We start from the raw sequence: 14675 nt of genomic DNA on the forward strand, positions 1-14675 counted from the left end.
CGCCCGCTTGCCAGGGTTAGAGAACTTCCAGCGGGTACTCGACAATCAGGCGGACTTCATCCAGATCCGACTCGTAATCGGTCGCGCGAGTGGTCATTTGGCGAACACGGAAAGACATATCCTTCAGTGATCCAGTCTGCACAACGTACTTGGCCTCGATGTCCCGCTCCCAGCGCTTCTGGTTGGTCAACGGATCGCCGTTGTCATCACGGCGCATATAGACTTCGTTGGCCTTGCTGTAGTCGGCATCCCAGCCCTGGGCATATCGAGTCATGAAGCTCAACCCAGGCACACCGAAAGACTCCATATCCAGGTCGTAGCGCACTTGCCATGACTTCTCCTTCGGCGAGTTGAAGTCGCTGTACTGGATGGAGTTGTCGAGGTAGATGGAGTCCGATTGGCGCAAGTAATCGAAGTCATCATCGCCATTGTTGCGCTGGAGACCCACCAGTACTGTGTGAGCGCCGAATTGGATGCCGACCTTGCCGCTCCAGATGTTGTTATCGAAGCTCCCGAGGAGCTGCTTCCCTTCATCGACCGCCTTGTAGTAGTTCAGCCCGCCGATCAAGGCGACATCGTCCGCAAGCGGGTAGCTCAGCGTGGTGCCCGCGTAATATTGATTCCAGGCATCCTTGAGGCGGCTGGTGTAGAGACTAAAGCCGACGTTGTCATTAAGCGTGTAATCACCACCGAAATAGGCGATCCATGGCGAGTCCACTTCGCCTGCGTAGAAGGTAGCGAAGCCGTCGCGCATGCTGCTGGTATTGGGTTGGCTCATCGAGTGGAGGCGACCGCCTTGAAGCGACAGTCCTTCCACGCTGCTGTTGAGCACGGTGATACCTCGGAAACTCTCCGGTAAAAGCCGCGCATCACCGTATTGGACGACAGGGCTGACAGGAAAGACGTCGCCTACCTTGATCTCGGTATCCATGAACCGAGTTTTCACCGCGCCCCCCAGTTTTGAGTAGTTGTCCTCAGCCTGCCCGAGGCTGTTGTAAGGCATCACGTCGACTGAGCCGCCTGCTCCAGAACGGCCGTCGCCGGTGTCAAGCTTGAGCCCTAGCATGGCAAAGGCATCGACACCAAAGCCTATGGTGCCCTCGGTGAAACCAGACTCGAATCTGCCTATCACGCCATGCGCCCACTCTTCCGAATAGCCATTACCCGAGCTGCTGGACTGGCCTTTACGGAAATCGCGGTTGAAGTAGAGATTTCGATTGAGAATGGTCAGGCTGCTGCCTTCGATAAATCCCTAGCCTTTCTCGCCGGCGGCCATCGCAGCTTGCCCGGTACTGACGCTCAGAGTGAGCAGAGAAAGTCCTAACAGGGTTCTGTTATTCATAAATGCTCCTGATGTTATTGGCAGTTGTCATTGTGTGGTCGCATATATGTGCCAAGCGCGCCGGGCATAGCCAGGCACGCCTTGGTCATATTTCCACATGCCAAATAACGTCAGGGTGACTTGGAAATTACATTTCAGTCAGCGCGATGTCATTTATCTAGTTTTGATTACGGCAACCTGTCCCGGCTGCCCGGTATTCAAGAATATTCAGATCGCCATTGGAGTCCTCGTAGGTCATCTGGGCCGGCATCACACCGCAGCTAGAGTCCGTCGGGGTAGTGGCCACGACCCTGGCGATATCGAGTTTCATGCCGTAGCGGTAATGAATAACTTCAGGCGGATTCTTTCCGTTAGCGGCAGCATACTCTTGCATGGCCTGCTCATTGGCCTGAATCATCCGACCATAAACACGATCAGCGCCGCCTTCTGCCAGAGTGGCAGAGGAAACAACCATAGCGGCAAGGGCTGCAATAACTTTGAGGCTTTTCATGTTTAATCACTCCTTCAAAGTGGTGATTAAAATATATCCGCTCAACCTGTCATAAAAATGAAGTCAAAGTTACATCGCCGTAATGCTTCCTGCCGCGTTACCCGGGCGAGTCAGCTTGGCGCGTGGCTTGCCCGGGTTTGTAAAGCTATAGCTCCTGCGGTGCGCGAACCTTCTGTGTACGCTGCCTTCGCATCAGCCAGTACGCGGCCGGCAAAACCAACATGGACATCAGCGGCGCGGTAATCATGCCGCCGACCATGGGCGCGGCGATGCGCTTCATCACTTCAGATCCGGCACCTCCGCCCCAGAGGATTGGCAACAGGCCGGCGATGATCACGGCCACCGTCATCACCTTGGGCCGCACGCGCAGCACTGCGCCTTCACGAATTGCCTCCAGTAGTGCCGGGTCACCGCTGCGCCCGGCATCCATACGTGCATGCCAGGCATTCTTCAGGTACAGCAGCATGATCACCCCAAATTCCGCCGAGACGCCGGCCAAGGCGATAAAGCCGACCCCAGTGGCAACCGACAGGTTGAAGCCGAACCAGTAGAGCAGCCAGATGCCGCCCGATAGGGCGAAGGGCAGGGTTGCCATGATCAGTAGGGCCTCACCGAAGCGGCTGAAGGTCAGGTAAAGCAGCACGAAGATGATCAACAAGGTCGCCGGTACCACCCAGGCCAGCCGTGCATTGGCGCGCTCCAGGAACTCGAACTGACCGGAGTAGGAGACGGTCATGCCAGCATCGAGTTGTACCTGCTCAGCTACGCGTTGCTGCAACTCGCGCACGGTCGATGCCAGGTCGCGCCCACGGACATCGACATAGACCCAACCGGACAGACGCCCGTTCTCGCTGCGCAGCATTGGCGGCCCTTCGGTCAGACTAACCTGGGCGACGGTGCCCAAGGTGATCTGCTGGCCGGCTTGCGTGAGGATCGGCATACGCCGTAGTGCCTGCGGACTGTCTCGCCACTCCTTGGGATAGCGCAGGTTGATCGGGAAGCGGGCCAGTCCTTCAACCGTCTCACCAATATTGCTGCCGCCGATGGCGCCCGATACCACCGCCTGCACATCGGCGATGCTCAGGCCATAGCGCGCCGCGGCCAGTCGATCGATCTGGATGTCCACGTAACGGCCGCCAGTAAGGCGTTCTGCCAAGGCCGAACTCACCCCAGGCACCTCTTTGGCCACGGCCTCGATATCGCGCGTTATGCGCTCGATGTCGACCAAGGAGGTTCCGGACACTTTCACCCCAATGGGGCTCTTGATCCCCGTCGCCAGCATGTCGATGCGGTTGCGGATGGGCGGCACCCAGATATTGGACAGCCCCGGAACTTTTACCGCGCGATCCAGTTCCTCGATCAGCTTTTCGGGTGTCATCCCCGCGCGCCATTGATCGCGTGGTTTGAACTGCACCGTGGTCTCGAACATTTCCAGCGGTGCTGGATCGGTGGCGGTCTCTGCTCGCCCGGCCTTGCCGAATACCCGTGCCACTTCGGGCACCGTGAGGATCATCCGGTTGGTTTGCTGCAGCAGCTGGGTGGCCTTGCTGGCCGGCAAGCCGGGCAGGGCTGATGGCATGTACAACAGGTCGCCCTCGTCCATCGGCGGTAGAAACTCTCCTCCGAGTCTGCTGAGGGGCCAGAGACTGGACAAAAACACTAGCAAGGCCAGCGCTAGGGTCACCTTAGGCCAAGCCAGCACCCACTCCAGCACCGGCCGGTATGCACCGATCAGCCAACGATTCAAGGGGTTCTGTTGTTCGCTGGGGATATGCCCACGAATCCAATAGCCCATCAGCACCGGTACCAAGGTGATCGAGAGGCCAGCAGCGGCAGCCATGGCATAGGTCTTGGTGAATGCCAGCGGGCCAAACAGGCGACCCTCCTGGGCCTCCAGGGTGAAGACCGGGAGGAAAGACAGGGTGATGATCAAAAGGCTGAAGAACAGCGCCGGCCCGACCTCGGCCGCAGCTTCGCCGATCACCCGCCAGTGCGCCTCGCCCTGAAGCGGTTCACCGGGGTGTCGAGCCTTCCAGGCCTCGATGTGCTTGTGCGCGTTCTCGATCATCACCACGGCGGCATCGACCATGGCGCCGATGGCGATTGCGATCCCGCCGAGCGACATGATGTTGGCATTGACGCCCTGGTAGCGCATGACGATGAAGGCCATCAGGATGCCCAGGGGCAGGGTGATGATCGCGACCAGCGACGAGCGCAGGTGCCAGAGGAAGATCAGGCAAACCAGGGCAACCACCGCGAACTCTTCCAGCAGCTTGTAGCTGAGGTTATCGATGGCGCGGTCGATCAATTGCGAACGGTCATAGGTGGTGACCACCTCGACGCCGGCCGGCAAGCTGCCCTTCAGGCTGTCCAGCTTGGTCTTCACCGCGGCGATGGTATCGCGGGCATTCTTTCCGGAGCGCAAGATGACCACGCCACCTACAACTTCACCCTGGCCATCCAGCTCGGCAATGCCACGACGCATCTCTGGCCCCAGCTGAATGGTGGCCACCTGACCCAGCAGCACCGGAACTCCGCTGGCCGAAGCCCGCAGCGGCACATTGCGGAAATCCGCCAGGCTCTCTAGATAGCCTGAAGCCCGGACCATGTACTCGCGCTCTGCCAGCTCCAGGATGGCGCCGCCGGTTTCCTGATTGGCGCTCTTCAGCGCCGCTTCGACCTCCTGCTGAGTTACCCCATAAGCCACCAGCTTCTGGGGATCGAGCAGCACTTGGTATTGCTTGACCATGCCGCCGAGGGTGGCCACTTCGGCTACGTTGGGCAGGCCCTTGAGTTCGTACTTAAGGAACCAGTCCTGCAGTGCCCGCAGCTGGGCAAGATCATGCTGGCCGCTGCGGTCGACCAAGGCGTACTGGTAGATCCAGCCCACGCCGGTGGCATCCGGCCCAAGGGTGGTGGTAACACCCTCGGGCAGGCGTTCCTGCGCCTGGTTGAGGTACTCCAGCACCCGCGAGCGTGCCCAGTAGAGGTCGGTATCGTCCTCGAACAGCACATAAACGAAGGAGTCGCCGAAGAACGAGTAGCCGCGCACTGTCTTCGCCCCCGGCACCGAGAGCATGGTGGTGGCCAGCGGGTAGGTCACCTGGTTCTCGACAATCTGCGGTGCCTGCCCGGGGAAGCTTGTGCGGATGATGACCTGGGTGTCGGACAGATCCGGCAGTGCATCCAACGGCGTGTTGCGCAGCGACCAGATGCCCAGGGCGGTGATGAACAGGGTCGCCAGCAGCACCAGAAAGCGATTGCCGATAGACCAGTGGATCAGGCGTGCGATCATGGCTGGTCTCCTTCCTTGCTGAGCTGCTCGATCATCAGGCCGGAGTTTTTCTGGCGGGCGCCGATACGTACGTGATCTCCTGGCTTAAGTCCCACAGCTACTTCTGAGCTGACCAATGGAAAAGCCATGGTCATACCTGGCATATTCAGGCTCTCGAAGGGCCCGTGCTCCAGGGTGACTGACTCCGCGTCCAGAGCACGAATCACACCATGGGCCTCATGTAGTTCCTTCTTATTGTCCTGCTCGGCATGGCTGGCCATGACACCCTGTAGGCTGGCCTCCGAATCGATGAGGAACTGGCCGGAGGTAACGACCGCCTGACCCTCCTCAAGACCGGACAACACCTCCAGACGCCCATCAGCCTCGCGGCCCAAGGTTATTTCCAGGGGGCGGTAGCGCCCATCGCCTTCTACCAGCATCACCAACGCACGCTTCCCGGTGCGAATCACGGCTTCACTCGGCACAAGAAGCGTGGATTGTTCGACGGCACTGTTCAGGCGTACGGCGGCGAACATGCCGGGGCGCAACTTACCGGCAGGGTTGGGTAGCTCGCTGCGTACCGTGAGCGTGCGTGTTTGCGGATCGGCACTCGGCAGCAAGGCTATGACGCGGCCCAGCAGCGGTCGATCAGGAAAGGCCGTCAGGTTGGCGCGGATCTCGTCCCCGACCTGGATACTTCCGGCCATGGCCTCGGGTATCGCCGCATCGAGCCAGACACTGGATAGCCCGTTAATCAACGCCAGATCCTGCCCGGCTTCGACGGTCATCCCGGCGCGTACCTGCAAGGCTTGGAGCTCGCCGCTGATAGGTGTGGTGAGGGTTTGCACCGCCCGTGGTCTGCCGCTGCGGCGGACCTGCTCGATCAACGTTTGAGGCATGCCAAGCAGGCGCAGGCGCTCTTGGGCCGCACTTATCAAGCGAGTGTCAGCGGTACGCAGTACCGCCAGGAACTCCAACTGCGCGGCGGACCATTCGGGAATCAGCAGGTCGACCAGGGGGGCTCCGGCAGGCAGCACATCGCCCGGGGCGCGACCGTAAACCCGCTCGACGAATCCGCCGGCGCGGGCCTGGAGGTTCGCCACTTCTCGCTGGTTATAGGCCAGGGAACCCACCGCCTCGATATCCGAGGGCAGTACACCTCGGATCACCATCGAGGTTCGCATTCCGAGGTTCTGCACGGCTTGAGCGGGGATGCTCAGAACAGACGGATCCTGCTCGGATCCTGCGTATTTAGGGACAAGTTCCATATCCATGAAAGGTGACTTGCCCGGCTTATCGAAGCGCTGCTCAGGCTGCATCGGGTCGTACCAATAGAGCACCTTGCGCTCGTCCGTCGGTGCGGAGCTAGGCAGGATCTCGTGTTTGGCTTGCCGCTGGGCCAGCCAGTAGCCACCGCCCGCCGCGCCAATGCCCACGGCCAGCAAGGCGACCGCAAAACCAAATGCCGATATCTTCATTTCAGTCCCTCCACATAGGCGTAGTACAGGCTTGCGGAGAGCTGGCTCAGCTTGCGCTGCTGTTCAATCTGCCGTAGCTGAGCCTCGATCAGGTCGCGCTGGGCGGTGAGGACGGATGTCAGCTGGCTGTTGCCGGCCTGGTAAGCGGCAAGTTCGAGATCGGCACGTTTGCTTGCAAGCGGGATCAAGGTTTTTTCGGTGCGTGACAAGGTCCTGCGCAGTTGCTCAAGCTCGGCAATACCGCCTTCCAGCTCAGCCTGATGGGCGCGCAGTAATGCTTCCTGCTCGGCTTCCATCTGCGACACGCTTTGTTGTCTGGCGTTGATCTTGGGCCCCTGACGTGTGCCTACGAACAACGGCAGGTCGAAGGTAAATTGCACCATCACCATATCGCCGAATTGGTTGTCGCGATTGTTGTAGGCAAACTCAACACCCCAGTCGGGGGTCTTCTCGGCGATGGCCTCGTTCAGCTCGGCGCTAGCCTCGCCGACTCGGGCGGAGGCAGCGCGCAACTCAGGGTGTGAGGCAATGCGTTGCTGCAGGTGCGGTACCACCAGGTTCAGATTGGGAACACCTCCTTGCAAAGGCTGGTCAGCCTCGTTGCCTATCCAGCGGCGCAGCTTGGCACGAGCTACTGCCACATCGCGATTCAGTTCATCTCGCCGATCTTGTAACGCCAAAGCTTCCTGGTCGGCCTGCAACAGCTCGCCAGGCTGAGCACTACCGCCGGCAATCAGCGATTGCACGGTCGAGCGGAGCATCTCGATCTGACGGTCCAGTTGATCGAAGAGGCCAACACTGCGTTCGGCGTAGTACACGTCCAGCCAGCTCACTGCTGTCTGGCGCTTGATCTCCAACTGCATGGCACGCTGCTCGGCCTCGGCTCGGACAACTGAAGCCTCGGCCACCTGGCGCCGAGCCTGACGCTTGTCACTGTTGGGGACTTCCTGCATGAGCCCAATGCGGCGCATGGTCATGGAGTCACGATTAAGTGTGTAACGGTCAGGGCCTTCGATCGGCAGGTTGTCGATGCCTAGAATCAGCTTGGGATCGGGCAGGGCGTCTGCGGGCCCTACAGCCTGTTGTGCCGAAGCCACCTGCGCCTGGCGCGCGAGGTTCTCAGGGGCACTCTGCTCGGCCAGAGCTTGGGCTCGTTCGAAGGTTAGGGGCTGCGCCTGCGCGGCAAGCCAGGGAGCTGCCCAGAATGCGGCAGCCAACACACCGAGATAGCCACGGCGTGGAAAAAGGAAAGCGGACATGCTTTCGCCTCCAATGCGATTGATCGAGGTCGCAGCTACGAAACGTGGCCGCGACGATGCGCCTGACTGTAAGGCGCGGGATGATCACTGCATTAGACGAAACGAGGAGGGCGCCAGAGTCCTGCTGGCTCTCGCTTAATCACCGACTGTGTCAGCAATATTTCGGAGCGTGAGGGAAGAGGGGATATGCTCTTGATCACATTGGTCTGGAGAAGTCCTCCGGTCTTGCATTCCTGGCCGGATTTGCAGGGAGACTTATTGGCCACCCCATCAGACGTGTCCATTTGCTCGCAGCACGGAGCATCGGCCGTTGCATGGCCCTGATGATCGGCGCTCTGCATCGGGCAAGGTTGTGCCGGCATGCTGAAAGCCATACCGCCGAAGGTCGGCAGCACGAGGCTAGCAATCATTACCAGGATCAATCCAATCCGACGCACAGCAATTCACCAAGCGGGGCTATAGGGCGACTATAGCAGATTGCCTCGAGGCATGAGCGCTCCTTTTGACGATAACAGCACTTCGTTGATTTGGATCAAATAGAGTGTCTAATCTCAAAGGGGGAGCTGATTTTGTAGCGGGTGAGATTTCAATCGAGCAAGCGATAGAGTTCAGGCCAAAGAGGATTCTATAATCACTCTATAATTAGCTATAAAGCTCATTAGTGCACAAAATGCAGCTGGATGTGGAACCCTGAGGTGCCGCTGAATGAACGCAACGCAGGGTATCGGCTGGCATGGCAGAGCCTGGATTTCACCCGGGCTGGGCATTTTTCTGGGGCAGGCGGGTAGCCAAGATTGGCATGGCCACATGGCGCATCAAATTACCGTCAGCTTGAACGGCCGCTTGACGGTGAAGTGTACATCCTCGTCGGTGACGGCAAGGGCCATCTGCATCAGGGCAGGGGTGGCCCATCAGATCGAAGCTGACGAAGTGTTGTCGATCTACCTCGACGCGCTGTCCGATGAGGCGCGAGCACTTCCCGATAACATCGGGGAGGGCATCACTCCGATTCAGATGGGCGATACAGCATCGCTGCGAAAATTGCTGAGCAGCTCCGATCCGTCAGCCCAGCAAATTCGGGAAATGGTGCGCCTTGCTCTCAACCTTACGACTCCGCCGGCCTCCGATCCGCGACTGCAATCGGTCCTCGCTGCGTTAAAAGAGCCGATTAGTGGCAGGCAGGCGTTGGCAAAGCGCGTTCATCTGTCGCCTACCCGATTCTCACATTGGTTCGTCGAACAGACCGGCCTGCCGCTGCGCAGCTACCGGAAATGGAATCGCCTGGTCATAGCGCTCCAGCATATCGCCAGCGGCGCCAACCTGACTGCGGCCGCCCACGCTGCCGGATTCGCCGATGCGGCCCACTTTTCCCGCACCTTCCGCGAACTGTTTGGCCTCGACCCGTCGTCTGCCTTGGGTCATGTCAGTCTGAAAGGCTGAATTCAGCTTTTTCGTTCAAGCGCCAGCACAGGTAATTGGCACAAAGTGGAGTCATCTTAGGGAGGGCTTCACGATGGGCAATTCACTCAGGTTCATGATCCGCTGGCTCAGCTACCCAGCAATCTTTGGCGGGGCCGCAGCCTGGATGATCTGGTTGCTCTACACGGGTATTCCGTATTGGCCCAGCACGCCGATCATTGCCGCCCTAGGGATTCTGCTGGTGGCGTTGCTGGAACGCGTGCAGCCTTTCCGGGGCGACTGGTTGGAGGACCACCAGGATACCCTTACCGATATCATCCATATGGTCGTGAACCTGTCTGTGATCCAGTTTACGGCGACCGTGCTGGCCCGGCTGGGCGATTGGGTGTCCGCAGAGTTCCGTGTCTTCCCAACAGATTTACCGCTGTGGGCTCAGCTAGTCATTGTCGCCGCCGTGCTGGACCTTAGTTTGTACGCCATGCACCGCTTCAGCCATCAGGTTCCATGGCTGTGGCGTTTGCATGAGCCACATCACAGCGCTGAGCGGCTCTACTGGATGAACGGCGAGCGCCGGCACCCGTTGCATGCCGCTATCATGGCAGGGCCTGGGCTGCTCGTGCTCTTTTCGATGGGCACTCCTTCTGCACTCGTGGCCACCTGGTTCGGCATCCTGACGGTACATTTGGCCTTTCAACACTCAAATCTGGACTACTCGTTGGGCTGGCTACGGCGCGTCATCGGTGTTGCAGAAACACACCGCTGGCATCACAACCGCGACTTCGAGGATGCTCAGGTCAATTTCGGTGAGTTCTTGCTGGTGTGGGATCAGTTGCTTGGAACCTTCTATGACAGCGCAAGCAAGCCCGGCAGCGCCGAAGTAGGACTGCGTGACCGGAACTATCCGACAGGCTATGTGGGTCAACTTGTTGAGCCGTTCAGAAGCCAGTAGCTTGCTCGGTGTTGCTGGCGACTAGTTGGTTAATGAGGATCGGCCGGCATGAGTTCAATCAAAGGCCTCAGTTGAGCTCTGACGCTGGCCAGCCAATTGCCCAGTTCCACCAGATCCTCATCAAGCGACTCGGCTTCCTCCCAGATACTGCCGCCTTCCGTCACAGACACCGATAGTGCCGCACCATCGAGCACCGTTTTCGCCATGGCATGTACCCGCAGGAGGCCATCCCTGAGGCCGCCGATGTTGTTCATATCCTTAAGCAGCAGATCCAGCCCATCGACTAGACACAGCAACTGGGTGGTGTCGTAGACGTCATGCAAACGCTCCAGCGCCTCGGCATCTACCTCGCCGTAGGGCGTGACGCGAAATGACGCAGGAGGAATGTTCATCAGGTCATCTCCTCGGTTTCCGCAGTACCGAGCTTGCCAGTGCGGATGGACCCGGCTGCCTGCTGGAACACCGAGTCTTTGATCCAGGGCTCCGGCGGCCGGTTGAGCTTGAGGTTGAACTCGCCGAAACGCTTGACGTTGCTGGTCAGGTAGGGGCTGAGGAAGGACACATCCTCATCGGAGAACTGCCAGCCCTCGCGAGCCAATTTCTGCAGGATCCGCATCATGTCCACAGTGTTCTGCAGGATCACCGACGAGGCCACCATGTCGTTGTAGCGCAGTCGCTTCTGTTGCTCGTCCGGATCGTTCTCGGCGATCACGTCGCCGCCGAAGGACAACCACTTGGAGAATCCGTTGTAGGACTCGATCTTGTTGGTGTTCGCGGTAACCTCCTGGCGCAACTCGCGACTGCCGATCCAGTTGAGCAGGAAGATCGTACGGATCACGCTGCCCAGTGCCTGTGCCGCGTGGTAGAGCTTGTTACGCCGGCTGTAGGAACCGAGTTTTCGCAGCAACATAGGCGAGGAGATTTTGCCCGCCTGGATCGATAGCGCGACCTGCATCAAATCCTGCCAATGGGTTTCAATCAGGTGCCAGTCGGCGGTGTCGGTGAACAGGCGGTTGATATGCTTATACGCAGCGCCGCGATCCGGCCGGCACATCACCAGGTCGCGCCAATTGCGGATGCGTGGCATGAGGTTGATGCCAAGCAGATGAGTGAAGGCGAACACCGTGGCCGACTGGCCCTGGGTATCGGAATACACCGTATCAGCTTCGACGCTGAGATCGGCCTTGAGCAGCCCCTCGATTACATAAATTGCCTCCCAGATGCCCGGGGGGATGAAGTGCTGGAATACAGCGATGTAGTTGTTGGCCACATGCCGATAGGCCACGGCTCCCATCTTGCGGTAGCGGAAGTGGTAGCCGGCCAGCAGGTTGTCGTCATAGAAGTCGAACTGGGTGCCGTCCGCAGCCACCGCCTTGCCATCGCCCCAGAGTTTGGGCAGATCGAGCTGCAGGTAGAGTTCCACCAGCTCGCGGTTAGCCTTGTCCAGTTTCTCCAGCGAGAGGTGACGGCGATTGGTATAGGAAAGCATGTGCGGGGTGACATTACCGGCCAGATGCCGCGCGGCCTGGCTGGGGCCGAGGTTGCAACCCATGGCGAAGATCGTCATCAGGTAGCGCTCGGCAGGTTCTTTGAGCTTTGGCTCGTTGCCGGACATCGGCCCGAAATGTCGAGTGAACTGAATCCAGTGCTCGATGTTGGCCATGATGTCGAGTACGTGCCTGGCCGGCATGCGTTGCATGAGGGCCGTCTGTAGCGAGATGGCCGATGGCGGGATGTCGCGCGCCGTCACTCGGCGCAATACCGGTTCGCCGGCTTCGTTGATCGATACGTCCCCTCGGCAAGAGGGGAATTTGTCATCCAGTTGCTGCGCGGTTTCCTCCAACTGGGTCTTGAGGGAGGCAACAAACTCCTTTGCCGTGCCAGGCAGTTCCATTTTTTCGCAGTAGGCCGGGAGTCGCTGGAGACATTCCTCCCAGGGTAGCAACTGCTTGCGATAGTCGGCGAAGGATTCCGACCCTTGTACGCACATGTCACCGGATCGCAGTTCGTTGGCCAGGTAGGAGAATACGCAAACTTCCAGATAGCGCCGGTTGGTCGGTGGCCCCTCACTGGCAGGACGACGAACGACCTTGACCCAGCGCTCCGACGCAAACGACAAGTCGACGTGCTCGTCGATCCACTCGCGGTGCAAATTCTCGCTGTCCTGTATCAGTTGAAGTGCCTGAACCAGCGACCTATCCTGAGTCGTGGGCTCCAGTTGGAGAAGGTGGCTGAGACGGAACAACAGCGAGCGATGGGACCTGAAATGCTTCCAGATCAACGGCAGGTAGTTATTACCGCCGGTAGCCTGGACTTCGGCACAGGTTTCGCGCAACCGTTCCAGGTTGCCGTCGGGGGAGAGGTATTCCCGAATCAGGCTGCCTGCCTCTTGGTCATCCGGTTCATGAACCAAAATCTGCACCACACCGTCCAGGGTGGCCGCCAGTTGCTCCAGTTTCTGACGTTGCCGTGCTTGGATGTGCTCCAGTTCTTCCTTGGCGCGTTTGTGAATCGTAGAGATTCGCCGGATGAACATCTCGGCTAGGTGATCGCGAGTCCGTACGCGCATCCGATATATCAGGGCAAGCATCAGCGTGTAACGCTTCGGCAGCGAACAGTCCTTAAGCTCGGCGACGTCCGACGCCGCAGCTTGGGCAGCGAAGTGGCGGATTTTGGTATCGACGATTCCATCAAAAATGACATCTAGATTCCCAAAGCTCTCGAGCCAAGCCATGTGATCTATCAGCACATCCAAGTGTTTGCGGGATGGTTTCTTGGGTGCCTGTTTGAGGGCGTTGAAGTCACTTTGGCGTCGCCCGAAATCCGTTTCGAGCAGTTCTTTCAGTTTGTAGACCGCCTCAATTGGCGCCCTGGTCACAACGAGATTGAATAGCCGCTCCTGCATTGCAACTAAGGCATCCTCAGCAGCGTCATTGAGGGTGGAATAGGCTGGGAGTTCGTAGCTGCGCTGCAGCAACTCGCCGATCAGCACATTGATGATATCCGCCCGCTGGTCGAGTACCTCGGCAGATTCGTGCGCAAGGTGGAGAGCTATGGTGAGCGCTTCACTACCATAGAAAGCCTTGATCTGGAGGTACTCACGAATGGCCGCCTGATGCCTATAAAAAGTACGCGGGTTGGTGTAGCGGGAAGTGATACGAGGGCCAAAACCGAGGGTATTCCTGATGTGATCAGTAATTTCTGGAGGTATCTCGTCTAGGGGAGGAAAGTAATGGAGCTCTTGGAATACCTTGAGCTGGACTGCCAGCCCAAGGGAAAGGGCAGGGCTACGAGCTGCCCTGGAAATCCAGTCAAGCTCTCCTGCGGAAAGCGAATAGTTGCGGTGTAAATCCTTAGCACTGAGGGTAGTTGCTAGTCGTGGATATGCCGTTCTCTCCAAAGCCGCCATCGCTCAGCCCCCATGTAAATAGATCAGCATAGACGCTTACGAGCATGAGGCAGGCGAGACAAACAGACCAAATAGAATTCTTTTTATATCAATACGATAGGACCCCTATGTCCTAATTTTCCTTTATCTCGGCATGACCCCAATATGGGATGACGAGGAACTGGCCCGTTCCTTCGCAACCAGAAAGCGTGTGTTCGCGACCTATCACAGTGCGGTACCTGAAAGAGAGGAGCAGAACTTCCCAAGGCCTCCACAAGGGCTGTTCATTGAAAACTACATTCCCATGCTCAATGCTTCTGGCGAAGCGGTTGCCCTTATTGAAATTTACAAGGAGCCCTCGGATCTGATCGCCAGAACGCAGCGCGGCTATTTGTTGATGTGGCTGGCCACTTCGATTGGGGGAGCGCTGATCTACCTGGCTTTGTACCGGGTCGTGCGGAAAGCGGCAGGCCTTCTCATCGCCCAGCAAAAGCAGATTATCGAAAATGAAACGCTAGTCGCGATGGGTGAGATGTCTTCCGCTGTTGCCCATAGTCTGCGTAATCCTCTGGCGAGTATTCGATCGAGTGCGGAGCTCATGCAGGCGATGGCACCCGATGGGCTGCAACGTAACCTGAATGACGTGATCAATCAGGTTGATCGCATGTCGCAATGGGTCCGCGACCTCCTTGTGACATCCGGCCCATCAGCCGGAGCCAGCGAAAACGTTGATCCCATGGCCGTGGTAGAAGAGTCTTTGGCTTCTTTCCAGTCGCAAATCCGCAGTAGCGGCGTTGAAGTTGAACTTGTAGCAGCCAATGACCAGCCAGCGGTTCTGAGCCAGCGCCTCCTGCTCCTGCAGGTCCTGAACAGCCTGTTCTCCAACGCTCTTGAGGCAATGCCAAAAGGGGGCCTTCTCACCATCGAAGTGCTCAGACATTCCTCCGAACCGAAACTGACCATCGCGATCGCCGACACCGGTAGCGGGATGTCGGTATCACAACGCAAAAGGCTCTTTCAGCCATTCACAACGACCAAGCAAGGTGGTTTGGGCATTGGGTTGGTGATGGTCAAAC

The 14675-nt window shown here is 58.5% G+C and carries 9 protein-coding genes and 1 pseudogene; 3 read left to right on the plus strand and 7 right to left on the minus strand.

Going from position 1 to position 14675, the window contains the following annotated elements; all coding sequences use genetic code 11:
* Window positions 1–16: 16 nt before the first annotated feature.
* The 5 genes and pseudogenes from N7422_RS09585 to N7422_RS09605 all read right to left on the minus strand — a co-directional run bounded on the left by N7422_RS09585 (window position 17) and on the right by N7422_RS09605 (window position 7843).
* Window positions 17–1342: pseudogene (locus N7422_RS09585) on the minus strand (OprD family porin).
* Between the two features lie 157 nt (window positions 1343–1499).
* Window positions 1500–1832: a DUF2790 domain-containing protein gene (locus tag N7422_RS09590; RefSeq protein ID WP_004574339.1), complete on the minus strand. Its 333-nt coding sequence runs from the start codon at window positions 1830–1832 to the stop codon at window positions 1500–1502.
* 145 nt (window positions 1833–1977) lie between these two features.
* Window positions 1978–5127 carry an efflux RND transporter permease subunit gene (locus tag N7422_RS09595; RefSeq protein WP_004374632.1) on the minus strand — a complete coding sequence of 1050 codons (3150 nt, stop codon included), beginning with the start codon at window positions 5125–5127 and terminating at the stop codon, window positions 1978–1980.
* Window positions 5124–6584 carry an efflux RND transporter periplasmic adaptor subunit gene (locus N7422_RS09600; protein ID WP_004374629.1) on the minus strand — a complete coding sequence of 487 codons (1461 nt, stop codon included), beginning with the start codon at window positions 6582–6584 and terminating at the stop codon, window positions 5124–5126. The genes N7422_RS09595 and N7422_RS09600 overlap by 4 nt, the downstream gene beginning before the upstream one ends.
* Window positions 6581–7843 (minus strand): TolC family protein, encoded by a 1263-nt coding sequence (locus tag N7422_RS09605; protein WP_004574340.1) that lies wholly within the window; start codon window positions 7841–7843, stop codon window positions 6581–6583. Before N7422_RS09605 ends, N7422_RS09600 begins: the two co-directional genes overlap by 4 nt.
* A gap of 705 nt (window positions 7844–8548) precedes the next feature.
* On the opposite strand from N7422_RS09605, the gene N7422_RS09610 reads away from it, so the two are divergent.
* Window positions 8549–9283: a helix-turn-helix domain-containing protein gene (locus N7422_RS09610; RefSeq protein ID WP_004574341.1), complete on the plus strand. Its 735-nt coding sequence runs from the start codon at window positions 8549–8551 to the stop codon at window positions 9281–9283.
* 73 nt (window positions 9284–9356) lie between these two features.
* Window positions 9357–10211: a sterol desaturase family protein gene (locus N7422_RS09615; protein WP_004574342.1), complete on the plus strand. Its 855-nt coding sequence runs from the start codon at window positions 9357–9359 to the stop codon at window positions 10209–10211.
* A gap of 29 nt (window positions 10212–10240) precedes the next feature.
* Here N7422_RS09615 and tnpC read toward each other — a convergent pair whose 3' ends face one another.
* Both tnpC and N7422_RS09625 read right to left on the minus strand, forming a co-directional pair.
* Window positions 10241–10603 carry a Tn3 family transposase post-transcriptional regulator TnpC gene (gene tnpC, locus N7422_RS09620; RefSeq protein WP_004374622.1) on the minus strand — a complete coding sequence of 121 codons (363 nt, stop codon included), beginning with the start codon at window positions 10601–10603 and terminating at the stop codon, window positions 10241–10243.
* Window positions 10603–13620, minus strand: coding sequence for a Tn3-like element ISPa42 family transposase (locus N7422_RS09625; protein WP_023662990.1), 3018 nt, complete (start codon window positions 13618–13620; stop codon window positions 10603–10605). The genes tnpC and N7422_RS09625 overlap by 1 nt, the downstream gene beginning before the upstream one ends.
* 190 nt (window positions 13621–13810) lie before the next feature.
* Here N7422_RS09625 and N7422_RS09630 point away from each other — a divergent pair.
* On the plus strand, window positions 13811–14675 hold an 865-nt coding region (locus N7422_RS09630), incomplete at its 3' end, for an ATP-binding protein (protein WP_279806300.1).

It is taken from the genome of Pseudomonas sp. GD04091 (genome assembly GCF_029836165.1).
GTDB lineage: Bacteria > Pseudomonadota > Gammaproteobacteria > Pseudomonadales > Pseudomonadaceae > Aquipseudomonas.